This window comes from Lentzea xinjiangensis, from assembly GCF_900110955.1.
In the GTDB taxonomy this organism is placed as follows: domain Bacteria; phylum Actinomycetota; class Actinomycetes; order Mycobacteriales; family Pseudonocardiaceae; genus Lentzea; species Lentzea xinjiangensis.
Genome location: NZ_FOFR01000023.1, coordinates 83,035 through 103,506, shown reverse-complemented (window position 1 = coordinate 103,506; position 20,472 = coordinate 83,035). Strand labels below are relative to the sequence as shown.

General features: G+C 70.6%; 23 protein-coding genes and 1 pseudogene. 9 read left to right on the top strand and 15 right to left on the bottom strand.

All coding sequences use genetic code 11. The features are described 5' to 3' along the window. Positions 1-95 precede the first annotated feature (95 nt). Positions 96-758: a response regulator transcription factor gene (locus BMW88_RS34485; protein ID WP_089959245.1), complete on the bottom strand. Its 663-nt coding sequence runs from the start codon at positions 756-758 to the stop codon at positions 96-98. After that, positions 755-1,861, bottom strand: coding sequence for a sensor histidine kinase (locus BMW88_RS34480; RefSeq protein WP_089959243.1), 1,107 nt, complete (start codon positions 1,859-1,861; stop codon positions 755-757). The genes BMW88_RS34485 and BMW88_RS34480 overlap by 4 nt, the downstream gene beginning before the upstream one ends. 211 nt (positions 1,862-2,072) lie before the next feature. On the opposite strand from BMW88_RS34480, the gene BMW88_RS34475 reads away from it, so the two are divergent. Then, entirely contained in the window at positions 2,073-3,515 is a 1,443-nt protein-coding gene (locus BMW88_RS34475) for an alpha/beta hydrolase family protein (RefSeq protein ID WP_245778252.1), read from the top strand. A gap of 416 nt (positions 3,516-3,931) precedes the next feature. Here BMW88_RS34475 and BMW88_RS44165 read toward each other — a convergent pair whose 3' ends face one another. Further along, the gene (locus BMW88_RS44165; protein ID WP_281249492.1) at positions 3,932-4,066 is read right to left on the bottom strand and encodes a hypothetical protein; all 135 of its coding nucleotides are present in this window, start codon (positions 4,064-4,066) and stop codon (positions 3,932-3,934) included. Between the two features lie 8 nt (positions 4,067-4,074). Between BMW88_RS44165 and BMW88_RS44375 the strand changes: the two are divergent. From BMW88_RS44375 to BMW88_RS34465, 3 genes and pseudogenes are all read left to right on the top strand, one after another. Then, positions 4,075-4,191, top strand: a pseudogene (locus BMW88_RS44375) (hypothetical protein); the annotation flags it as partial. Further along, a complete protein-coding gene (locus BMW88_RS34470; RefSeq protein WP_342715304.1) occupies positions 4,192-4,776 on the top strand; it encodes a M6 family metallopeptidase in 585 nt (194 codons plus the stop codon). Between the two features lie 96 nt (positions 4,777-4,872). Next, entirely contained in the window at positions 4,873-6,012 is a 1,140-nt protein-coding gene (locus BMW88_RS34465) for a glycosyltransferase (RefSeq protein ID WP_089959236.1), read from the top strand. An 83-nt stretch (positions 6,013-6,095) separates the two neighbouring features. On the opposite strand, the gene BMW88_RS34460 is transcribed toward BMW88_RS34465, so the two are convergent. After that, on the bottom strand, positions 6,096-6,893 hold the full coding sequence (locus BMW88_RS34460; RefSeq protein ID WP_089959234.1) for an ion transporter: 798 nt from the start codon (positions 6,891-6,893) through the stop codon (positions 6,096-6,098). A gap of 435 nt (positions 6,894-7,328) precedes the next feature. Here BMW88_RS34460 and BMW88_RS34455 point away from each other — a divergent pair, with 435 nt between their 5' ends. After that, complete coding sequence (locus BMW88_RS34455; RefSeq protein WP_089959232.1) at positions 7,329-7,658, top strand: NAD-dependent epimerase/dehydratase family protein; 330 nt, start codon at positions 7,329-7,331, stop codon at positions 7,656-7,658. A 293-nt stretch (positions 7,659-7,951) separates the two neighbouring features. On the opposite strand, the gene BMW88_RS34450 is transcribed toward BMW88_RS34455, so the two are convergent. After that, entirely contained in the window at positions 7,952-9,535 is a 1,584-nt protein-coding gene (locus BMW88_RS34450; protein ID WP_089959229.1) for an alpha/beta hydrolase, read from the bottom strand. Between the two features lie 262 nt (positions 9,536-9,797). Here BMW88_RS34450 and BMW88_RS34445 point away from each other — a divergent pair, with 262 nt between their 5' ends. Further along, positions 9,798-10,979 carry a fumarylacetoacetate hydrolase family protein gene (locus tag BMW88_RS34445; protein WP_089959226.1) on the top strand — a complete coding sequence of 394 codons (1,182 nt, stop codon included), beginning with the start codon at positions 9,798-9,800 and terminating at the stop codon, positions 10,977-10,979. A 33-nt stretch (positions 10,980-11,012) separates the two neighbouring features. On the opposite strand, the gene BMW88_RS34440 is transcribed toward BMW88_RS34445, so the two are convergent. Beyond that, positions 11,013-11,594: a TetR/AcrR family transcriptional regulator gene (locus BMW88_RS34440; protein ID WP_089959223.1), complete on the bottom strand. Its 582-nt coding sequence runs from the start codon at positions 11,592-11,594 to the stop codon at positions 11,013-11,015. An 80-nt stretch (positions 11,595-11,674) separates the two neighbouring features. Between BMW88_RS34440 and BMW88_RS34435 the strand changes: the two genes are divergently transcribed. Beyond that, complete coding sequence (locus tag BMW88_RS34435; RefSeq protein WP_089959220.1) at positions 11,675-12,523, top strand: alpha/beta hydrolase; 849 nt, start codon at positions 11,675-11,677, stop codon at positions 12,521-12,523. An 18-nt stretch (positions 12,524-12,541) separates the two neighbouring features. Here the strand turns inward: BMW88_RS34435 and BMW88_RS34430 are convergent, their stop codons facing one another. Continuing rightward, the gene (locus BMW88_RS34430) at positions 12,542-12,958 is read right to left on the bottom strand and encodes a DUF3995 domain-containing protein (RefSeq protein WP_143116405.1); all 417 of its coding nucleotides are present in this window, start codon (positions 12,956-12,958) and stop codon (positions 12,542-12,544) included. A 63-nt stretch (positions 12,959-13,021) separates the two neighbouring features. Between BMW88_RS34430 and BMW88_RS34425 the strand changes: the two genes are divergently transcribed. Next, complete coding sequence (locus BMW88_RS34425) at positions 13,022-13,591, top strand: TetR/AcrR family transcriptional regulator (RefSeq protein WP_089959216.1); 570 nt, start codon at positions 13,022-13,024, stop codon at positions 13,589-13,591. A 136-nt stretch (positions 13,592-13,727) separates the two neighbouring features. On the opposite strand, the gene BMW88_RS34420 is transcribed toward BMW88_RS34425, so the two are convergent. From BMW88_RS34420 to BMW88_RS34400, 5 genes are all read right to left on the bottom strand, one after another. Continuing rightward, a complete protein-coding gene (locus BMW88_RS34420; RefSeq protein ID WP_089959213.1) occupies positions 13,728-14,345 on the bottom strand; it encodes a flavodoxin family protein in 618 nt (205 codons plus the stop codon). A gap of 167 nt (positions 14,346-14,512) precedes the next feature. Next, entirely contained in the window at positions 14,513-14,893 is a 381-nt protein-coding gene (locus tag BMW88_RS34415) for a hypothetical protein (RefSeq protein WP_089959210.1), read from the bottom strand. Positions 14,894-15,092: 199 nt separating this feature from the next. Beyond that, on the bottom strand, positions 15,093-15,398 hold the full coding sequence (locus BMW88_RS34410; RefSeq protein WP_089959208.1) for a hypothetical protein: 306 nt from the start codon (positions 15,396-15,398) through the stop codon (positions 15,093-15,095). Further along, entirely contained in the window at positions 15,382-15,597 is a 216-nt protein-coding gene (locus tag BMW88_RS34405; protein ID WP_089959205.1) for a DUF397 domain-containing protein, read from the bottom strand. The genes BMW88_RS34410 and BMW88_RS34405 overlap by 17 nt, the downstream gene beginning before the upstream one ends. 148 nt (positions 15,598-15,745) lie before the next feature. Next, positions 15,746-16,630, bottom strand: a complete 885-nt coding sequence (locus tag BMW88_RS34400) for a helix-turn-helix domain-containing protein (protein WP_089959203.1) — start codon at positions 16,628-16,630, stop codon at positions 15,746-15,748. Between the two features lie 211 nt (positions 16,631-16,841). Here BMW88_RS34400 and BMW88_RS34395 point away from each other — a divergent pair, with 211 nt between their 5' ends. Beyond that, entirely contained in the window at positions 16,842-17,660 is an 819-nt protein-coding gene (locus BMW88_RS34395; protein ID WP_089959200.1) for an SAM-dependent methyltransferase, read from the top strand. A 54-nt stretch (positions 17,661-17,714) separates the two neighbouring features. On the opposite strand, the gene BMW88_RS34390 is transcribed toward BMW88_RS34395, so the two are convergent. The 3 genes from BMW88_RS34390 to BMW88_RS34380 form a co-directional block, all read right to left on the bottom strand. Further along, entirely contained in the window at positions 17,715-18,386 is a 672-nt protein-coding gene (locus tag BMW88_RS34390; protein WP_089959198.1) for a VldE C-terminal domain-containing protein, read from the bottom strand. Between the two features lie 231 nt (positions 18,387-18,617). Continuing rightward, positions 18,618-20,018: a serine hydrolase gene (locus BMW88_RS34385; RefSeq protein WP_089959195.1), complete on the bottom strand. Its 1,401-nt coding sequence runs from the start codon at positions 20,016-20,018 to the stop codon at positions 18,618-18,620. Positions 20,019-20,087: 69 nt separating this feature from the next. Beyond that, the gene (locus BMW88_RS34380; RefSeq protein WP_089959193.1) at positions 20,088-20,435 is read right to left on the bottom strand and encodes a histone-like nucleoid-structuring protein Lsr2; all 348 of its coding nucleotides are present in this window, start codon (positions 20,433-20,435) and stop codon (positions 20,088-20,090) included. Positions 20,436-20,472: the final 37 nt, after the last annotated feature.

Below are 20,472 nucleotides of genomic sequence, written 5' to 3'. Positions count from 1 at the left end.
ACCGTTTGATGACCCAGCGCGTCACCGACCTCCCGCGCCGCAGGCGGGGCAGGCGGGTGGCCTCGATGCCGGCGGTGTGAGGCGCACCGCGGACATCACGCCGGGTGGATGAGGCGGCTCTCGTAGGCGAAGATCACGGCCTGGATCCGGTCGCGCAGTTCGAGCTTGTGCAGGATCCGGCCCAGGTGCGACTTCACCGTCGCCTCCGCGAGGTGCAGGGTGGCGGCGATCTCGGCGTTGGACAGGCCGGAGCCCACCTGGACGAGCACCTCGCGCTCGCGGGCGCTGAGCCTGGTCAGCCGCTCGTCGCGGGCGGTGGTGACGGCGTCGGGGAGGTGCGGGCGGAACCTCTCCAGCAGGCGCCGGGTGACGCGCGGGGAGACCACCGCGTTGCCCGCGGCCACGGTGCGGATGGCGGTGAGCAGTTCGTCGGGCCTGGTGTTCTTCAGCAGGAAGCCCGAGGCGCCGGCTTTGAGCCCGGCGAAGGCGTACTCGTCCAGGTCGAACGTGGTGAGGACCAACACCTTGGTGTGGGGGCACTTCCGGACGACCTGCCGGGTCGCCTCGATGCCGTCGGTGCCCGGCATGCGGACGTCCATGAGGACGACGTCGGGGCGCAGGTCGGTGGCGAGGCGGAGGGCGGTGGCGCCGTCCTCGGCTTCGCCGACCGGTGCCAGGTCCGGCTGCGCCTCCAGGATCATGCTGAACGCCATGCGCAGCAGCGCTTCGTCGTCGGCGATCAGGACGCGGATCGTCATGCGGACGCCGCTGGAGCGCCGAAGACGAGGCGGGTGTGCACTCCCCAGCCGCCACCGGGGAGCGGGCCGGCCAGCAGCGTTCCCCCGTAGTCGGCCGAACGCTCGCGCATGCCGGTGATGCCGTGGCCGGAGGTGGTGGCGGAGGCGGTCGGCGGGCCGGTGTCCGTGACGTCCACTGTGACGGTCTCGGCAGCGCACTCGATCCGGACTTCGGCGCGTGTGCCGGTGGGTGTGTGCTTGAGGGTGTTGGTCAAGGCTTCCTGCACCAGGCGGTAGACGGTCAGTTGCGCGGTCGCGGGTACGTGCGCGCAGCCGCCGACGATGTCGAGGCCGGTCGGCAGGCCGGCGGCGCGCATCTGGTCCGCGAGGGCCTCCAGTTGCGCGATGCCGGGCAACGGGTGGCGCGCCGCGTCCGGTTCGTCGGTGCGCAGGACGCCGAGTGAGCGCCGCATGTCGGTCAGGGCCTGCCTGCCCGTTTCGGAGACCTGGAGCATCGCGGCGGTGGCTTTGCCGGGCGAGCGGTGCTGCGCGTGGACGGCCGCGTCGGTGAGCGCGACCATGACGGACAGGTTGTGGGTGACGATGTCGTGCATCTCCCTGGTGATCCTGGCCCGTTCCTCGGCGACGGCCCGTTCCTGCACGGCTTCCAGGTAGGCGCGGCTGGCCCGGGCGTTCACGCCGAGGACGGCCGCGGCGACGACCATCGCGGTGAGCGCGGCGAACGGGGCCAGGAACGCGCCGTCCGTCGCCCAGCGCAGGCAGGCGAGAACGGCCCCGATCTCCACGACGGCGACGGCGCCGAGTGTGACGCGCCTGCCCGAGTTCGCGGCCACCGTGTGGAGAGCCACCAGCAGGGCGATGTCCGCGGGCAGTTGGACGTCCACCAGCCACTGCACGAAGGCCGCGGCCGCCACCGCGCCGAACACCGCGAGCGGGGCCCGGCGCCGCCACACCAGGGGCAGCGCGAGCGCGGCGGTGAGCGCGGCGGCCACCGGCAGCTCCGCGGGCGGCCACATGGTCAGGACGTTCAGCAGGAGCAGTGCCGCCGGCACCGCGTCCCACACCGCCGGCGGCAGCCGGGACGCCCAGCGCCGCTCGGTCATCACAGGGCGATGGTAGGCCGACGGCCCGCCGCGCACATGAGCCCGCCGTCTGACGGCGGCGAGCCGGATTGCGACCGTGGTAGGAGTCCCGGCACCTCCCGTGGTCGTAGCCGGGCCGGTGATCCGGGTGCTCGACTGCCACTGGAGACGGCACTGAGATCGCGCCCTGGGAGCGATGTGGCGGCGTGGGTCCGGCACCGAACATGGCCGGGTGACCGAGATCATCACGGGACTGCACCTGTCCCCGCTGGAAGTCCTGACGGTGCTCAGTGCCGTCGCGCTGGTGGTGGCGCGCTGGCTGCCCGCCGCTGCCCGCCCGCGCGTCACCATCGCGGCGGGGGCGGTGTTCCTGCTGTCCGCGATCTCGCTCTGCGCCACGGGGATCCGCTGGCAACTGCTGCCGGTGCTGGCGGGGGCGGCCGTCGCGGCGACGTTCGCCTTCTCCCCGCTGGTGCGGGGCCGTGCCCGGCGGGTCCGCCGGTGGCTGGCGTTGCCGGGATCGCTGGCCTGCGCAGGCCTGATCACCGCAGGTCCCGTGACGGCGTGGGCCTTTCCCGTCCCCGTCTTCCCTGAGCCCTCCGGCGGCTTCGCGGTCGGCACCCGCGTGCTGGAGTGGACCGACCCGGACCGCCCCGAGACCTTCACCGCCGATCCGCGGGACCGGCGCACGGTCGTGGCGCAGCTCTGGTACCCCGCGCGGAACAGCGCGGCGGACGCACCACGCGCCCAGTACCTCGGACGCACCGAGGACGAAGCGCGCACCGTCTCCGCAGCATTCGCCCGCGGGGTCGGCCTGCCGGGTTTCCTCCTGGACGGTGTTCCGCACGCCCGCTCCCACGCGGTTCCGGATGCCCCGGTGGCCGATGAGGGAGGACGGTTCCCGGTCGTGCTGTTCTCGCCGGGGTCCAGCGGAGTGCGCGGCCAGAACACCGCGTGGGCGGAGCAGCTCGCCGGCCACGGGTACGTGGTGGCGGCGCTCGACCACCCGTACGACTCCGCCGCCGTCGTGCTCGCCGACGGCCGGACGATCACCACCGCGACCGTCTCCACCGGCGACCGGGACGAGGACGACCTGCTCGCCGCCGGCTGGACGGCGATCCGGGCCGCCGACCTCGGCTTCGTGCTGACCCGGCTGGAGGGCCTCGACCGCGGCGACGGCACGGACCCGCTTGCCAGGCGCCTGGACACCGGCCGGGTCGCCGCGACCGGTCACTCCATGGGTGGTGCCGCCGCACTGCAGGCGGCCAGGCAGGACCACCGGTTCGACGCCGTCATCGATCTGGACGGCTACCCCCGCGGTCCCCTGTCGCCCGACCTCGCCCGGCCGACGCTCGCGCTCACCCAGGCCATCACCCCGGCCACCGATCCGCGCTACCTGCCCCGGCTCACCGAGGTGCTCACGCGCGGCACGGCGACGAACTACCGGCTCACCGTCCCCGGCGCCGCGCACCTCACCTTCACCGACGGCCCCCTGTACCTGCCGCCGGTGCCCTCGGTAGTCGGCTCATTGGGCCGCACCGAGAGCCCGCGCGTCGTCGCCGCAGCCACCCTCGCGTTCCTGGATTCCGTCCTGCGCAACGGAACCGGTGATCTGACGGGTGTTCTCCCGGCCTACGGTGAACTCAGCGTGTTCCACCCTCGCAACGGCCGCTGACCGGTTCCTGTTCCAGCGCGGACGTGATGAACGCCGCCGCGGTCGCCCGAGCACCGTCTCACTTCGGCCGCGTGTTCTCAGGGACACCTTTGCCGACCCCGGAAGACATTATTTCGCACCATTTCGGCCCGTAGAGTTTTCCGTTCACAGAGGGGAAACCACGTGCGAAGAATCCTTGCGGGGGCGGTGGCGCTCGCCCTTGTCATCGGGAGCGCGGCGGCACCGGCGATCGCAACGCCGGCCGCCGCATCCGCGCCCGCGCAGCAGAAGCAGAAGCACCGTCCGGACGACCAGCCGCACGAACTGGAGCTGAAACGCCGGGCGCTGAAGCAGCAGGTGCTGACCGGCGAGGTGACCGCGGAGAAGCGCGGCACCTTGAAGGCCCGCTACGACATCGAGGCCGGCTGGGACCACCTCTACGTCGAAGCGTCCAACCTGGACGGGAGCTGGACGAAGCTCGACGGCACCGCGAACGGCGCTGCCTTCCAGCGCGACGCGGAGAACGCTCCGGCGATCAGCTCGTCGTCGAACGACCAGTGGGTCGACGTCACCGTTCCCCCTGGACTCCCACGCCGGCCAGAACACCCAGCTGCGCTTCGCCTACCGGACCGATGGCGCCGCGGCACCGCCGGGCTTCTTCGCCGACTCGATCACGGTCACCGCCGACGGCGCACCTGTGCTGACCGACGGCGCCGAAACCACCTCGCCCTGGACCACCCGTGGGTTCCGCACCACGACGGGCAAGGAAACCCGGACGCACGAACAGTTCTACATCGCGTCCAACCGCACCTACGAGTCGTACGGGAAGTACCTCCAGAGCGGACCGTACTGGTTCAGCTTCCCGGACAAGCCGAACCTGGTGGAGCACTTCCCGTACCAGGACGGCCTGGTGGTGTCCCTGTGGAACACCGCTTTCGCGGACAACAACACCAGCCGGCACCCCGGTGAAGGCCTGATCCTGCCGGTCGACGCCCATCCGGCGCCGCTGCACAACCCGGCAGGCGGGCAGTGGTCGTCCCGCATCAGCGGCTACGACGCACCGTTCTCGTTGCAGAAGCCGGACTCCTTCACCTTGAGCTTCAACGGCACGCCGGCCACGATCCGGGGCGGCGGTCCCCAGCCCGTCTTCGACGACACCGAGAAGTACTGGTACGCCGAACAACCCTCGGCCGGGGTGAAGCTCCCCGCGGTGGGCGTCGGGTTGCGGGTCGTTCGCCAGAGCGGCACGTCGATGACGGTGAAGCTGTTCAAGACCAAGTGATGCGGTAGCAGGTCAAGTCCCGACGTCCCGCACTGCGCGCCCGGCCACCCGCCGGGCGCGCAGTGCTACAGCGCCAACCTCATTGGGAACCCATCAATGCGTGTTCTGTTCACGACCGTGCCCGCTGTCGGGCACCTGTACCCGACTCTGCCACTCGCCCGCGCCCTCCGCGGCCGCGACGACGTGGTCGCCTACGCCGGACCGCCGTCCCTCGGTCAGCTCATGACCGGCGAGGACGTCGAGGTGCTCACCGCCGGCTGCGACATCCCCGAACTGGCCGCGGAGCTGGCCAGGAGAGTCGACCTCCCGTCCGCGCCCGGCGAGATGCCGCCCGCCACCGAGGCGGAGCTGTTCGCCGGGGTCCGGGTCGACCTGGCCTTCGACGACACGCTGGCCGCCGCCCGGCGGTGGCGGCCGGACCTGGTCGTCGGCGACACGTGCGACTACGTCGGACCGATGGTCGCGGCTGCGCTGGGCGTGCCTTACGGCAACGTCACCCTGGGCCAGCAGTTCGAGCCCGCACGCCGCGAAGCACATCGAGCGAGGGCCGCCTCCCAGTACCGGCAACGCGGCCTGTCCCAGCGTGCTCCAGCGTTCTCCGCCGACATCTGCCCGCCGGCGCTGCAGTCCGACGACTGGCAGCAGCCCGAGCGGTGGTTGCCGATGCGACCCGAAGCGCATCGGGTGCCCGGAGCACCGGTGGTACCCGCCACGACCGGCCGGAGCACTCCGGAACGCCCGCGGGTGCTGCTGACCTTCGGCACGCTGTACGGGGCCGTGGAGGTGCTCTCACCGCTGATCGAGGAGATCGTGGCGCTCGACGTCGACCTGCACGTGACCCTCGGGCTCGCGGCCACCGCGGAGGACTTCGGCGTCGACCGGAACCGGGTCACCTTCGAGCCGTTCGCACCGATCGCGGAACTGCTGTCCGGAGTGGACCTCGTCGTCAGCCACGCCGGAGCCGGCACCACCTACGCGGCGTTGGCCGCCGGTATCCCCCTCGTCCTGCTGCCGCAGGGCGCGGACCAGTTCTCCGTCGCCGACCGGGCCGTCACGGCGGGAGCCGCGTTGCGGCTGCTGCCAGGGGAAGCGACGCCGGCCGGAGTCCGGCGGCTGATCACCGCCGCCCTGACCGAGCCCCGGTACCGCGCTGCCGCGGCCGAGGTGGCCCACCAGATCGCGGACATGCCACCGGCCACGTCGGTCGCCGAGAGCATCGCCCTGATCATGCGCTGACGCGATGTCGTCACCGGCTTCGCCGGCCTGCCGACGAAACGGCAGGCCGGCGGGTCCTCGTCGCAGGACGAACCCGCGCGGCCTCAGTTGGCCGTCGTCTCGCGCATCGCTTGCACCTCGGCCCGGAGCATCCGGATCTCGGCGAGGACGTCCATCGTCACTTCCATCTCCTCGCGGTCGCGCTCCGCGCGCTCTTCGCCCACCTGGTTCTCCATCGCGCTCACCGCGACGGCGATGAACAGGTTCAGCACCGTGAAGGACGTGACGACGAGGAACCCGATGAAGAACACCCACGCGTAGGGCTGCTGCTCCATGACCGCCCGCGAGACGTCGGACCAGGCATCACCCGTCATCACCTGGAACAGCGTGAACAGCGAGTCGCCGAGGTCCCCGAAGTGCTTCGGCGCCACGTCGCTGAAGAGCTTCGTGGCGATGATCCCCGACACGTACAGCACCAGCGTGAGCAGCGCGGTGATGGAAGCCATGCCGGGCAACGCGCTCAGCAACGCCGCCACGACGCGCCGCATGCTGGGCACCACGGACACGAGCCGCAGCACCCGGATGACCCTCAGCGCCCGCATCACCGAGAACGCACCCGATCCCGCGGGCACCAGCGTGATGGCGACGACGACGGTGTCGAACCAGTTCCACGGATCGCGGAAGAAGCTCGTGCCGTACGCCCCGAACCGGAGGATCAGCTCCACGACGAACACGACCAGTGCCACCCGGTCGACCGCGTGCAGCACGGGACCGAACGAGGCGACCAGCTCCGGTGACGTCTCCGCTCCCAGCACCAGCGCGTTGATCACGATCAGCGTGGTGATCACCTTGGTGAACCACGGGTCGGTGACCAGGACGCGCAGCCTCGCATTGGGGAACAACTACCAGCTCCTTGCCCGCGGCGACATCTCGTTGTGCCGCTACCACCGATTCGCATTGGCGGGAGCTCAGCGCCACGTCCGGGTGCTCGAACAGCCCCAGGTCGCTCGCTTCCGCCGCCCCGCGACCGAATCCGGAGATCCAGCGCTTGATCATTCTGCCGGGCGGCCGGCCGGTGGCTGACCACGATGTGCGGACGCGCCGTGTTCAGGGCACTTCCCGGCCCTTGCGGGCACCGGGATGTTGACTCCCGGGCCCACGTCGCCCTCGCGGGCAGCACCGGCCGAGCGGATCTCAGAGACCTCCGAGATCCGCTCTCCAGCTTCGACGGGAGCACGTCCGCGCCAGCTCAGGAGGGATTCGGCGAGAGTGGTGTTCAGGATCGCCAGATCGGTGCTCGTCCCGAGGGCCAGTTCGCCTGGATCGAGGGCAGCCGGGTGCTCACCGACGTGACCTACGTCGACAACGCCGTGGAAGGCCTGGTCCTGGGCTGGCTGCACGGCCGGCCCGGCGAGGCGTACTTCATCACCGACCGCGAGCCGGTGGAGCTGAGGTCGTTCCTCGAGGCGCAGTTCCGGCTCTACGGCGTGGAACCGTCGGTACCGGACCTCGGCCTCCCCGCAGCGCTGGCGAACGTGCCGGTGCCGTTGCTCCGGTTCTGCTCGCAGCAGTGCACTTTGGACACGGGCAAAGCGGTGGCGGAGCTGGGATACCAGCCCGTGATCACTCGTGCTCGGGCGCTCGGCGCCACCGCGGCGAGCAGGTGACGCGCTGACCGGCGGCGCCCGCCGTCACGGCGGGCGCCGCCGGTGCCGTTTCCTGGCTCCGGGGTGGGGAGGGAGGACGTCGGTGAGCTCACCGGCCGGGTGGTCGATTACCACCGGCGGCATCGGGAGCTGGTCCGCTGCTGTTGTGGGAGGCCTTGAGCCAGGAGCAGCCGGTGGAAGGGGCCGGTCGCGGTGTGCGCTACCGGGGCAAGGCCGACCAGTACGCCGGAGCGCAACGGCGGGGCGTGCTCTGCTCGTCGCACGCAGTACGGCTGGCTCGCGGCCGCTCACCGTCACCGCAGGGCGATGTCGGTGCAGTCGACCTTGTTGTCCGGCAGCCGGCCGGTGGTCAGGAACGTCACCGTCGCCTCGTCCACGCACGTGGAGCCCTGGCGGTAGACGTAGTGCCCGCCGTTGTCCGCGCCGACGAACGCCGCTCGCTTGCCGAGGACCTCGTGGAGCCCGAGGCCGTCCTCCCACGGTGTGGCGTTGTCCCTGCGGTTCTGCAGGATCAGGGTGTTGCGCGGTCCCTCGTCCGTCACGCGGACGGGCTCTTCGACCGGCTTCGGCCAGAACGCGCACGCCCAGATGTTGGCGGGCATCCCCGCCGAGAGCGGCCAAGCCGCACGGTCCTGGGCGGTGCGGCGGGCGTACTCGTCGACGTCGCCGGACCACTGCGCGTCACCGCAGGTCAGTGCCAGGAACATGGTGGCCTGGTTGTCGGCCGGTACGCCCGGAACCGGTGGCGCAGCGGCGAACACCTGCCGCAGCACCTGCCCGTCGGCCTCGGTGAGCTTGCCGTCGGCCAGCGCGGCGGCGGCCTTCCAGAACTGCGCGAGCACCGGGAGGGACTTGTTGTCGAGCAGGAGGCTGTAGGTGACGGTGCGCAGCATCGACCCCGTCAGGGCCTGCTGGGTGCCGGGGACGGGCGCGGGGGTGCGGTCGAGGCGGTCGGCGAGTGCGAGGTACCCGCGGGTCACCTCGTCGACGGTGCCGCCCAAGCCGAGCGTGGCGTGCTGCGCCGCGGCGACCTTCGCCGCGTCGGGGAAGCGTTCCGACATGGCCTTGCCCCAGTTGTCCTTCGCGTGGGCCCAGACCTTCCTGGGGTCGACGTTGCCTTCGAGGACCACCCGGTCGGCGCGCTCCGGGAACAGTGACCCGTAGACGGTGCCGAGGTAGGTGCCGTAGGACTGGCCCCAGTAGGAGATCTTCTCCTCACCGAGCGCCGCGCGGATGCGGTCCACGTCGCGAGCCGTGTTGGCGGTGGTGAAGTGCTTGAGCTTCTCGCCGGCGTTCGTCGCGCACCGCTCGGCATGGGCGCGGGCCTGCTTGACGTTGGCGGTGATGGAGCCGTCCGCGGCCGGGTACGGGAAGAGACCGGCCAGGGACGGGTCGTCGAGGCGGCAGCTCTGCGGGGTGCTGCGCCCGACCCCACGCGGGTCGAAGCCGATCAGGTCGTAGGCCGCCAGCACCGACGGCGGCAGGGTCGGTGCCACGACACCCGGTGTGTCCAGGCCGGGCAACGCCGGGCCGCCCGGGTTCAGCAGCAGGACACCGCGGCGATCATCAGACTTCGCCGCCGGCAGCTTCGAGACGGCCACCTCGATCTTCTCGCCACCGGGGTTGCGGTGGTCGAGCGGAACCTGCACCGTCGCGCAGGTGAGCCGGGGGTCGCGACTGGCGCCCTCGGCCGACGCCGGGCACGTGCCCCAGATGATGGGCGGCATGGCGGCCGCCTCGGAGGCGGCCGGTGGTGTGTCCTCCCCCAGCGCTTCCTCCGTGGCGTCACAGGCCGCCACCGAGGCGACGGTGAGCGCCACCGCGACCGCCACCCCGGCGAACCTCCCGGGGATACCGGCTCCCGCTGACCGTTGCATCGTCTTCAACGTCCTCGCCCTCCAGGTCTCGGCGTGCCGCGACGCACTGACGGCGTCGCCAGCGAAACCTACGAAGAGACCGCGGGGTCACGAATCCCCTTGGTGTGGACACTCTTCTGTAGTCCTCACGAGGGACAGCGCTTCCGGCGGGCGACTGGACATCGACCGCCATCCCCGCCACCGTCGAAGCCGTACTCACCGCCTACGGGCCGGCTCGTCGAGGGTTCGGGCTGATCCCGCGGTGCGAGCAGGAAGGATTTCCATGGGGGTCTCACTCGACGCCGCCGACGTCCTCCCCCGGGACGCGGCGGACGCCACACTTGTCGCGCGGGTCTTCGACCCGGCTGCCGGCGGTCCTTCGGTCGTGACGATCCGCGGTCAAGAGGTGGTCGACCTGTCGCCGCCGGCGTCGACCGTGTCGGCCCTGCTCGAGCGGCCGGACGCGGTGGAGATCGTCAGGAACCACCCCGGCGGCAGGTCGTGGCCGCTCGCGGAGGTGCTGGCCGCCACGGCGGACCGGGCCGGTGCGGTCCCCCGGTTCCTGGCACCGGTCGACCTGCAGGTGCTCAAGGCCGCCGGCGTGACCTTCGTCCGCAGCATGCTCGAGCGGGTCATCGAAGAGCGCGCCGACGGCGATCCCAGCCGGGCCGAGGAAGTGCGCGCGAAGGTGGGCGCGATCGTCCAGGGCCACATCTCCCACCTGAGGCCGGGATCGGCGGAGGCCGCGGAGGTGAAGAGGGTGCTGCAGGCCGAGGGCCTGTGGTCGCAGTACCTCGAGGTCGGCATCGGCCCGGACCCGGAGATCTTCACCAAGGCTCCGGTGCTCTCGGCGGTGGGGCTGGGCGCCGACGTCGGCGTTCTCGCCCGCTCGGCGTGGAACAACCCCGAGCCCGAGCTCGTCCTGGTGGTGGACTCGCGCGGCAACCCGGTGAGCGCGACGCTCGGCAACGACGTCAACCTGCGCGACTTCGAGGGCCGCAGCGCTCTCCTGCTCACCGAGGCGAAGGACAACAACGCTTCCTGCGCCATCGGACCGTTCCTCCGGCTGTTCGACGACGGGTTCACCCTGGCGGACGCCAAAGCCACCGAGATCGCCCTGGACATCACCGGCCCCGACGGTTTCGAGCTGCACGGCGTGAACCCGGTCTCCGAGATCAGCCGGGAGCTCGAGGACCTCGTGGCCCACGCCTTCGGCGCCCACCACCGCTATCCCGACGGCTTCGCGCTGTTCACCGGCACGATGTTCGCTCCGACCGAGGACCGGGACCTGCCCGGCGAAGGGTTCACCCACAAGGTCGGGGATGTCGTCCGCATCTCCTCGCCGCGATTGGGCGCACTGACGAACGTCGTGAACACGGCCGAGGACGCGGAAGACTGGACGTTCGGCATCAGCGCGTTGATGGAGAACCTCGCGGCCCGCGGCCTGCTGGGAACGCGCCCGTGACCGAGGAGGCCGCCCGCCTTGGCGCGGCCCGGTTCACGCCCCCAGGCGTGGACCGGGCCGCATGCCCAGGATCAGCGCGACCGCGTCCTCCGTGCACACCCCCGGCGTCAGGACCTCCTGCAACAGCAGGCCGCGGATCGCGGCGACGGTGACGGTGGCCCTGGTCAGCGCTTCCCCGGCGGTGAGCCCTTCGCGCTCGGCCAGCGAGGCCAGCATCCCGGTGAGGTCGTCCAGCGACGAGATGAACTCGCCGAAGTCGTCCGGGCGGTACGCGGCCAGCCCCACGACGTGGAAGAACCCTCGGGTGCGCGACATCTGGTCCTGGCTGGTGTAGGCCCGCCAGATCGCCAGGACGAGGTCGGCGAAGGTGCCCTGCCCGGCGTCCCGGAACAGCGCCTCGTTGTCGCGAGCCCGCTGTGCCCCGAGCACGGCCGCCAGGACGCCCGCGAGCGACCCGAAGTGGTACCGCAGGAGCGCGTGGCTGGTCCCGGTCCGCGCCGCGATCTCGCGGAGTGAGGTCTCCGGCGGCGGAAGGCCGTCGTCGAAGACGTCGAGGAGACGCGCCAGGAGGCGCTCGCGGGCATCGCCGTTGCGTGCCGTGCTTGACAGGACCACCCCCGTAGTTTATCCATTGGAAAAGAGATTATCCAGTGGAAAAACGTCGGCCGCGCCCGACGCGTTGCTAAGGATCTTCAATGAGCACCATGTGGCACGGCTGCCTCGCCGACACCGACTACTTCGAGATGCGTTCCAGCGGCGGGCACGACTACGGCGTCTGGGTCACCACGCCGCCCGGCTACGACCCCGCCGTGGCGCAGGCGCCCGCCGTGTACGTGCTCGACGGCAACTGGGCGGTGGGCCTGACGGCCCCGCTCATCGTCACCCAGCAGGAACCCATGCAGAAGATCAAGCCGTACCTCCAGGTCAGCGTGGGCTACGCGGGCGAGGAAGCGGAGCACTGGGCGAGGCTGCGCAACAGGGACCTCGTGCCACCGGGCGAGCCCGTCGCCCAGGAGTTCCTCGACGCCGTGGAGATGGGAGTCGAGACGGGTGCGATGACCCGTGCGCAAGCCGACGCCTATGTCGACGAACTGCGGGACACCCGCGGCGACGCGTTCCTGAGCTTCCTCACCTCGGAGCTGCACCCCCGGATCGAACGCGACTACGGCGCGGCCACGAGCGGTCACGGCCTTTTCGGCTACTCGTACGGCGGACTCTTCAGCCTCTACGCCTGGCTCACCGGCACCACGCTCTTCGAGAGCGTCGGAGCGGGCAGCCCCGGTGTCGCCAGCGAGGGCAGCCGGATCTTCGAACAGCTCGAGGAACTGGGCGACCAGCCGGCCCGACTCCACCTGACGTTCAACGACCGGGAGATCCTGGGGAACATCCCCGTCTACCAGAACCTCACCAAGAACGCGGCCACTGTCCTGCACCGGCTCACGTCTCGCGGCGCGGCCGTCACCAGCGAGGTGCTGCGCGAAACGCACGTGACCGGCCTGCAGGCCTCGTTCCTCAGCTACCTCAGGACCTGCCGCGCCCTGTGACCACCGGACCGGCGGCGGTCACCCCAGCACGGCGACCGTGGCGCAGCACCCCGCCAAGATCAGGCACAACGGCGAGTAGAACCGCCGGTCCAGCCGGGCGAACTCGGTGTCGTGCCTCGACGAGACCACCAGTCCGCCCGCACCGCGCAGCAGCAGGACCGCCGCAACACCGGCGGTGCCGGTGATCGCCAGCCAACCGGGACCGGGCAGCGGCAACAGGCCTACGCGGCTCACGACGAGGTACGCGGCCATCCCGAGCAGCAGCGCCACCCCACCGGTCATCGGCGCGGACGGCAGCTTCTCCACCGGCGCTCCCACCACCCGGCTGGCGAACTCCTCGCGAGTACGCAGTGGCCACGGCGAGCGCATCCACACCACGTGCAGCGCGCCGACCAGGAACAACACCGTCGCCGTGCTCACTGCCAGTGCCGCCATGACGATCTCCTCCACAGTTCCGTACACCCCTGTACGGATGGACCGTACAGTACTGTACGGAACGTGGCTCGGTTGTCGAAGCAGGACTGGCTCACCGCGGCCCTCGCCGCTCTCGCCGAGGGCGGGGTGGGCGCGGTGGCCGTGGTGCCGCTCGCCCAGCGCCTCGGCGTGACACGGGGCAGCTTCTACTGGCACTTCGCCGATCGGCAGGCGCTGCTGCGGGAGGCTCTGGAGTGGTGGGAACAACAGGGCACCCTCGCGGTCATCGACCGCGTCGCGGCCCTGACCGATCCGCGGGCGAAACTGCGGTCGTTGTTCGAGATCGCGATCACCGAGGATCCCGCCGGCGGGCTCGAACCCGCACTGGTGGCGCACGCCGATGATCCGACGGTGGCACCGGTTCTGCGGCGCGTCACCGAACGACGGGTCGCGTTCCTCACCGATCTGTACGCCGGGATCGGGCTGCCCGCCGCCCACGCCCGCCACCAGGCCGCTGTCGCGTACGCGACCTACGTGGGCTGGGTCCAGCTGCGCCGGGCCGTGCCCGGCACCCTGCCGGAAGTCGCCGGCGACGAGGACGCCTTGGCCTACCTGGTGGAAAGCCTCGCCAACCCACGGCTGATCGAGCCGTGACAGGGTTCCAGCCGGCGTCGTGGCGCTACTGGGCGACCATCAGTGCCGGAGTGTTGGTGCTGAGCCAGGACAGCGACTCGTACAACTGCCACGCCCGGTCGGGGACGGCACTTCGGCCTGGTCCCGCGGTCGCTCCTCAGTGGACAGGCGGGAACCGGTCCTGCTTGAGCAGCCGCGCCAGGTGCGCGGCGTTGCTCGCCAGCTTCTTGTTGGTCGAGGCGACCGGATCGGGGGTCTGCTCCAGCTCGATGTAGTCCTTCGGGTTCATCGCCTCGTTGTTCCAGTACGTGCCACCGCTGGCCGGGATGGTGAACCCGACGTCGTTGAGGGCCTGGAAGCAGTCCGCGATGATCTTGTGCGCGCCGTCCTCGTTGCCGACCACCGCGACCACCGCGACCTTGCCGTAGGTCAGCAGGCGGCCCTCGTCGTCGGTTTCGGACAGTTCGGCGTCCAGCCGCTCCATCACCCGCTGGGCCACGCTGGACGGGTGCCCCACCCAGGTGGGCGTGGCCAGCACCAGGATGTCGGCGGCCAGGACCCGCTCCCGGATCATCGGCCACTCGTCGCCCTCGCCCATGTCCTTCTCCACGCCGGGGCGCACGTCGTGGTCCACGACCCGGATCAGCTCGCCCGCCACACCGTGCGCGGCGAGCTCGTCGAGCACCTGGCGGGCGAGCTTGTCGGTGCTCGACGGCGCGGGCGAGGGCTTGAGGGAACAGGTCAGCGCGAGCGCGGTCAACGTCGTGGGAGCCATCCACAGGACCTACCCGCTCACCCCGGCCCGAACCACCGCGGCACCGGGATCCCCGGCGCGCACCCGATCGTGGACCACTTGCCGGTCGGCTCTGTCCGGTTTGAACTTCATGGAGGGTGTCATGTGGCCGTCGGCGAAGAACAGGTGCGGGCCGCCCAGTCCGGCGTTCACCGCCCTCGCCGCAACACCTTCCACAGCAGCAGGACGACCGCCGCCGCGCCGGCCGCGACCACCGCGGGGTGCCGGCGGGCCTGGTGAACACCCTGCTCGACGCGCTGCTGCACGGGCTCGGGCAGCGCCTCGACCGCCTCGATGGCGGTCACGCCGACCTGCGTGGCCACGACGCCCGCCTTCTCGCTCACCTGACCGGCGACCGCGCCGGCCTTCTGGCCGACCTGTTCCGCGATGACGGTCGCCTTCTCGCTCACCTGACCGGCCACCGCGGTCGCCTTCTGGCGAGCCGCACTCGCCTTCTCGGCGACGACACCGGCACCGGCCTCGCCGGCCTTGCCCACGGCGGCGTCCGCGGTGTTGTTCTTGTCGCTCATCGGTGTGCCCTCTCGCGCTCGACAGCTTGGGTGCGGTGGTCACGGTCGGTGGCGACGCAACTGATGGCCGTCTCCGTCCTCGACTCGATCCACCTCTACCCGAAGATCGACTGCTTGAACCCAGGAACCGTCGAGTGACCTGCTGCGGCGCTGACGCCTGGGGCGATGTGGTTCACGATCCCGGGCAGCGGTCCAGAGGTCAGGCGATGCGGTCGTCGGGCAGCTCCAGCAGCTCTTCGATCACGCGGCAGGCGGGACCGGTGCGCTGCCACGAGTACCGCGTCGGCACGAGGACGTTGACCTCGTCCGCGGGCATCCTCGTCGCGATAGCGTCGTTCTCGTCGTGCAGGCGGACGATGTCGATGACGTTGTCATGGGCGCGGACGCCCACGACAGCGGCGAGCTCACCTCTGTGGTCCCGCGGGTAGAGGAACTGGAAACCGCGCAGGATCAGGGCGTTGAGCCGGACGGTGGCGCGGGCCGTGGCGTCATGCGACGAAGTCATCGAACTCACCCTCCTTCGCGCCGGCCAGGAAGGCCGCGATCTCGGCGCTGGTGAGCACCAGCGCGGGGCCGTCGGGGAAACGGGAGTTCCGCACGGCGATGTGACCACCGTCGAGCCGGGCGAGCTCCACGCAGTTGCCGGTCGCGCCGCTGTGCCTGCTCTTGCGCCACGTCGCCGCGGGCAGCAGCGCAGCCGACATCCCACTGTGGATCGCGTCTCTGGTGGTCACGGCGCCTCCCCGGGACAGTGCATCTGCACGTGCATTCGACCGTGCACGCACGGTAGCAGAGGCGCCTCGCACGGGTAAATGCACGTGCAGATGCACACTCGATCGGGTGACGGAGGAACTAGAGCTCCGCGAGACGCTTGATCAACACCTGACGCGTGCGATCCGGGGTGTGGGCGTCGACGGTCAGCCGGTCGAACATCCGGCCGTAGAGCTCGAGCTCCTTGCTGCGGTCCAGGTACAGGGCACCGCCGCCGTGCTCGATGTAGACGATGTCCGGCAGCTCCGGCTCGTCGAACCGCAGCATGGCGAACGAGCCCTCGGCCGCGTAGCCGCTCAGGGAGTACGGCAAGACCTGCAAGGTGATGTGCTTCTGCTTGGTGACGCTGAGCAGGTGTTCGAGCTGACCGCGCAACACCGCCACGCCACCGATCGGCCGGTACAGCACCGATTCGTCGATGACCGCCCACAGGCGAGGAGCGCCGGGCCGGGCCAGGATCTGCTGCCTCCGCATGCGCAGCGTGACGCGCTGCTCGACCGCCTTGTCCGCGACCTCGGGGCGGCCACGGCTCGAGATGGCCCTCGCGTAGTCCTCCGTCTGCAACAGGCCGGGCACGAACTGCAGCTCGTAGGTGAGGATCCTCGACGCGGCTTCTTCCAGACCGACGTAGTCCTGGAACCAGTCCGGCATCAGGTCGCTGTAGCGGTGCCACCAGCCCGGCTGGTTCGAGCGGGCGACCATCTCAAGGAACAGGTCCCGCTCGGCTTGCTCGGTGATCCCGTACATGGTGAGCAGATCGGCGACGTCGCGGTCCTTCAGCCCGACGCGGCCGAGCTCCAGCCTGCTGATCTTCGACTCGGACCCGCGGATCGCGAAGCCCGCCTCAGCGCGCGAGATGTCCGCGGCCTCGCGGAGCCTGCGCAGCTGAGCGCCGAGCACGATGCGCAGCGCCGTCGGGCCACCGGGCCGCACGTTCGCCGAGGAGTGGGAGTCAGCAGTCGCCATCAGGGCTCCTCCTTAGCGTTTCGGCCTCGCGGGCGCCAGTGCGGGCGGGACAATCCACTCGAAGAGCGGTTGCCGGGAAACGGCGGCGCCGAGTTGATCACTGTACGTGGACCACGCCAACATTCACGCGATCGGGCCTTGTCCGCCCGCTGAGCGCCGTGTGATCTGATGCACAGGCGTCGTGCCCCTGTCTACGCATGTGAGGATCGTGATGACCAACACCGATGTGCCCGTCTACATCGACACGACCAAGGCGAGCATCGCCAGGGTTTACGACGCCTTCCTCAACGGCAAGGACAACTACGAGATCGACCGCGAGGTGCTGCGGCGGGTGCAGCAGGTCGCGCCGGAAGCGCAGACCCTCGCGTTCGACAACCGCAACTTCCTGATCCGCGCCACCCGCTTCCTCGCCAGCCAGACGGGCATCACCCAGTACCTCGACTGCGGATCGGGCCTGCCCACGGCGGAGAACACGCATCAGGTGGTGCAACGGCTCCAGCCGGAAGCGCGCGTGGTCTACGTCGACAACGACCCCGTGGTGCTCGCGCACGGCCGGGCGTTGCTCGAGGAGAACGACCAGACGCACTTCTCGGCGGCGAACATCTTCCGCCCCCGGGAGATCCTCGAGGACCCGATCGTGCGCAAGCACATCGACTTCACCGAGCCGATCGCGTTCCTCCAGCTCGGGACGCTGCACCACTACGACGGCGAGATCAGCCCGCAGGAGATCATGCGCGAGTACATCGACGCGCTGCCGTCCGGTTCCTACGTGGCACTCAGCCACTTCCTCGACCCGCAGACCGAGGAGCACAGCGAGCTCGCCCGCCGCATGGAGGACACGTTCCTGCACAGCCCGATGGGCACCGGCCGCTTCCGCACCCGTGACGAGATCCTGGGCATGATGGCCGGGCTCGAGCTGGTCGACCCCGGCCTGACGCTGTGCGCGGACTGGTGGCCGGACGGTCCGCGCATCACGCCTCTTCCGCCCGTGTCGTACTGCATCGCGGGAGCGGTGGGCCGCAAGCCCTGACCCGAACAGCCGGTCCGCACCGCACTGGAACGGACGGCGTACCGCTCGGAGATGTCAGCAGGTGACCTTGACGGTCGCGGCCGCCTGGAACGACACGTGCACGTGATCCATGTGGTTGGCCGTGGGACTGCCCCGGTCCTCCATCATCGACCAGCCGCTGCCGTCGTTGTAGCGCTGGCGCCAGATCACGTAGGTGACGCCGAACGCGCGGCGGTTGGCGAGCACGTACTCGGCCAGCGCGTTGCCGGTGGCGGTGTCGACCATGAAGTCCAGCGCCAGACCGGTGGGGTGGTCACCGGAGCCGCCCCGGCCGGCGGCGCCACCGATGTCCTCGACGCCGAACTTGCCCGCGACGTGATGGCCCACCTGCGCCACGTGCGGCTTGACGCCGTCCAGGGTGGTCGGGCAGGGCGGCGGCGCCGGAGGAGGCGGCGGAGGGGGTGGCGTGGTGGTCTGCGGCGGTGTCGTGGTCACCGGAGGCACCGTCGTGGTCACCGGAGGTTCCGAGGACGGCGGTGCGGTGCTCGACGTCGCGACGGGCTGCGAGCTCGGGCTGACGGAGCTCGACGGCGCGGTCAGGAGGGCGGCCGCTCCGGTCGGGTCGACCTCCTGATCGGACGCGCGGACCACCCAGAAGGTCGCGACGAGGCCCGCGGTGAGGGTGGTGGCGACGGCGATGGGGAGCTTCTTGCTGGCTGTCGGTTTCGTTCTATGTCGGCCCGGCATTCGGGAACACCTTGCGTCGGGGACAGGGGCGTGTTCACACGGCGGGCCATGTTACGAAATGAACACGAGAACGTCACAGACAGGTGTTGATGCTCACATTTCCGCTGCCGCGCGTCCCAGCGGGAGGCGGCGGACCTGCGGGTTTCGAACGACCACGCCGCACTCCCCGTCGAGGCCGCCGGTCCACGACGTCACCGCGGCCGGTCCGATCCGACCGCGGTGACCGGTCGATCAGAGGTTCTTCATGATGTCGTCGATGGCCTTGCCCAGCTTCGCGTACTTCTGCGTGTAGAGCACCGGGAACACGCCGGGCGGGTCGGCCGGGCGGTCGGCGTCGACGTAGTCGGTGCCGAGGTTGCAGAACACGACCACGACGTACCTGCGGTTGTCCTTGCCGCGGAACGACTTCACGATGCCCGCGTCGGAACCGGTGGTGTCGACCCAGCCGGTCTTGTGCGCGAAGGTCACCTCGGCGGCCTCGTTGCACGGGCGCACGTCGCGGTCGTAGACCGCGTCGCCGACCTTGACGGTGCCGTCCGGCTGGATCCAGCGCGCCGGCACCTGCTGCGGGATGCCCTGCACCGGGTAGTCGCGCCCGCACCAGTTCGGCGTGGACAGCATCTCGTTGTGGCCCTGGTCCGCGAGCGCCTGCTGGAAGACCCGCCGCGACGAGGCCGACAGCTCGTTGCGGGTGACCTGCTTGCCGGCGTCCGTCGTCCACAGCACGCCCAGGCCGCCGTTGACCAGCAGCAGGAGCTTCGCGGTGTCGAGACCGCTCATGTTCGAGCCGATCCAGCGCCCGCCGTTGCCGGGGATGGTCCCGGTGACCATCAGGGTCGGCATGCCGAGGTCGGCGAACGACTTGTTCACCGCGTCCCACGAGCCGAGGTCGTGGATCAGCTTGATCAGCGCGCAGGTGGACTCGTTCTGCGACTTCGTGATCATCTCGTCGAAGTGCTGCCGGACCCTCTTCACCGACGGCCCGCCGCACGCCTCGCGCACCGGGTTCGGGTCGTAGGCGTAGTCGGCGTCGAGGTCGATCTTGCCCTGGTCGGCCAGGCGCAGCACGCCGAAGCCGACCATCAGCTTCAGCACCGACGCCGGGTACGGCGAGGAGAAGTCGATCGGCGCGTTCTCCCGGCCCGCCAGCACGTCACGCGTGCCTTTGCCGCCGTTGACGTCCCACTCGGTGTCGTCCCACCAGCGGTAGCGCACCTGGTCCGTGGCGAGGCTCTTGTCCTCGACCGGCACGACCACGCCGTTCGGGTACTGCGGGCTGAGCAGGACGTTCGCGACGGATTCCGGTTGCCCCGCCGGGTTGAGCTCGATGATCGCCGCGTCCATGTTCGGCGTCTGGTGCAGCGGTTTTCCCGCTTGGGCCGCGAGGACGCGCGCCTTGCCCGCCAGCTCCGCCGGGCTCGGGTCGTACTTCTCCCGCTGCCCCGCCGCCCGCGCGGTGCCGCTCTCCGGCGGCGTCAGGTCGATGACGTCCTTGAAGTTCTGCGCCACGATCGCCTCGCGCAGGCGCTCGGCCAGCGGGTGGTGCTCTTCTCCGGCACCGGCCGCCGGTGCCAGCGCGGCACCCGTGATCGTGAGCGCCGTGCACAGCGCGGTGAACCGCTTGAAATCCATCCACTCCCCCAGTGAGTGCGTCCGGCTGCTGCCGGGCACCGATCTTTCCACACCAGGTGGACCAGGCGGTCAACCGTGCGCCTCCTCGAAGTCGTCGATGACCCGAGCCGGGATCCGGCCGCGATCGGCCAGCTCGTACCCGTTCTCGCGCGCCCACTCCCGGATGAGCTGGGTCTGCTTCCTCGTGCGCGGCCCACCGGGGGTGGTGCGGGTGGCGGTGCTCCGGCCGGCCCGGCCACCGGTCCGGCGGGCGTTGGCGATGAAGTCGCGCAGGGCGGTCCGCAGGCTGTCCGCGTTCCGCGCGTTGAGGTCGATGAGGTACGTCACGCCGTCGAGTCCGAACTGGACGGTCTCGACGTCCTCCGCCGCCGTGCCGTCCAGGTCGTCGACGAACTGGACCAGAAATCTCTGTGCCATTCCACCGCCCCCAGTGTTCCGTGAACGATTGACCGGA

Bases quoted from the DNA above. Each gene is read 5' to 3' on its own strand.
- BMW88_RS34445 (WP_089959226.1), top strand. From the start codon at position 9,798: ATGGGGGTCTCACTCGACGCCGCCGACGTCCTCCCCCGGGACGCGGCG.
- BMW88_RS34390 (WP_089959198.1), bottom strand. From the start codon at position 18,386: ATGCCGGGCCGACATAGAACGAAACCGACAGCCAGCAAGAAGCTCCCC.
- BMW88_RS34410 (WP_089959208.1), bottom strand. From the start codon at position 15,398: ATGACTTCGTCGCATGACGCCACGGCCCGCGCCACCGTCCGGCTCAAC.
- BMW88_RS34430 (WP_143116405.1), bottom strand. From the start codon at position 12,958: ATGGCGGCACTGGCAGTGAGCACGGCGACGGTGTTGTTCCTGGTCGGC.
- BMW88_RS34380 (WP_089959193.1), bottom strand. From the start codon at position 20,435: ATGGCACAGAGATTTCTGGTCCAGTTCGTCGACGACCTGGACGGCACG.
- BMW88_RS34480 (WP_089959243.1), bottom strand. From the start codon at position 1,861: ATGACCGAGCGGCGCTGGGCGTCCCGGCTGCCGCCGGCGGTGTGGGAC.
- BMW88_RS34465 (WP_089959236.1), top strand. From the start codon at position 4,873: ATGCGTGTTCTGTTCACGACCGTGCCCGCTGTCGGGCACCTGTACCCG.
- BMW88_RS34400 (WP_089959203.1), bottom strand. From the start codon at position 16,630: ATGGCGACTGCTGACTCCCACTCCTCGGCGAACGTGCGGCCCGGTGGC.
- BMW88_RS34405 (WP_089959205.1), bottom strand. From the start codon at position 15,597: ATGTCGGCTGCGCTGCTGCCCGCGGCGACGTGGCGCAAGAGCAGGCAC.
- BMW88_RS34420 (WP_089959213.1), bottom strand. From the start codon at position 14,345: ATGGCTCCCACGACGTTGACCGCGCTCGCGCTGACCTGTTCCCTCAAG.
- BMW88_RS34485 (WP_089959245.1), bottom strand. From the start codon at position 758: ATGACGATCCGCGTCCTGATCGCCGACGACGAAGCGCTGCTGCGCATG.
- BMW88_RS34385 (WP_089959195.1), bottom strand. From the start codon at position 20,018: ATGGATTTCAAGCGGTTCACCGCGCTGTGCACGGCGCTCACGATCACG.
- BMW88_RS34450 (WP_089959229.1), bottom strand. From the start codon at position 9,535: ATGCAACGGTCAGCGGGAGCCGGTATCCCCGGGAGGTTCGCCGGGGTG.
- BMW88_RS34415 (WP_089959210.1), bottom strand. From the start codon at position 14,893: ATGAGCGACAAGAACAACACCGCGGACGCCGCCGTGGGCAAGGCCGGC.
- BMW88_RS34435 (WP_089959220.1), top strand. From the start codon at position 11,675: ATGAGCACCATGTGGCACGGCTGCCTCGCCGACACCGACTACTTCGAG.
- BMW88_RS34395 (WP_089959200.1), top strand. From the start codon at position 16,842: ATGACCAACACCGATGTGCCCGTCTACATCGACACGACCAAGGCGAGC.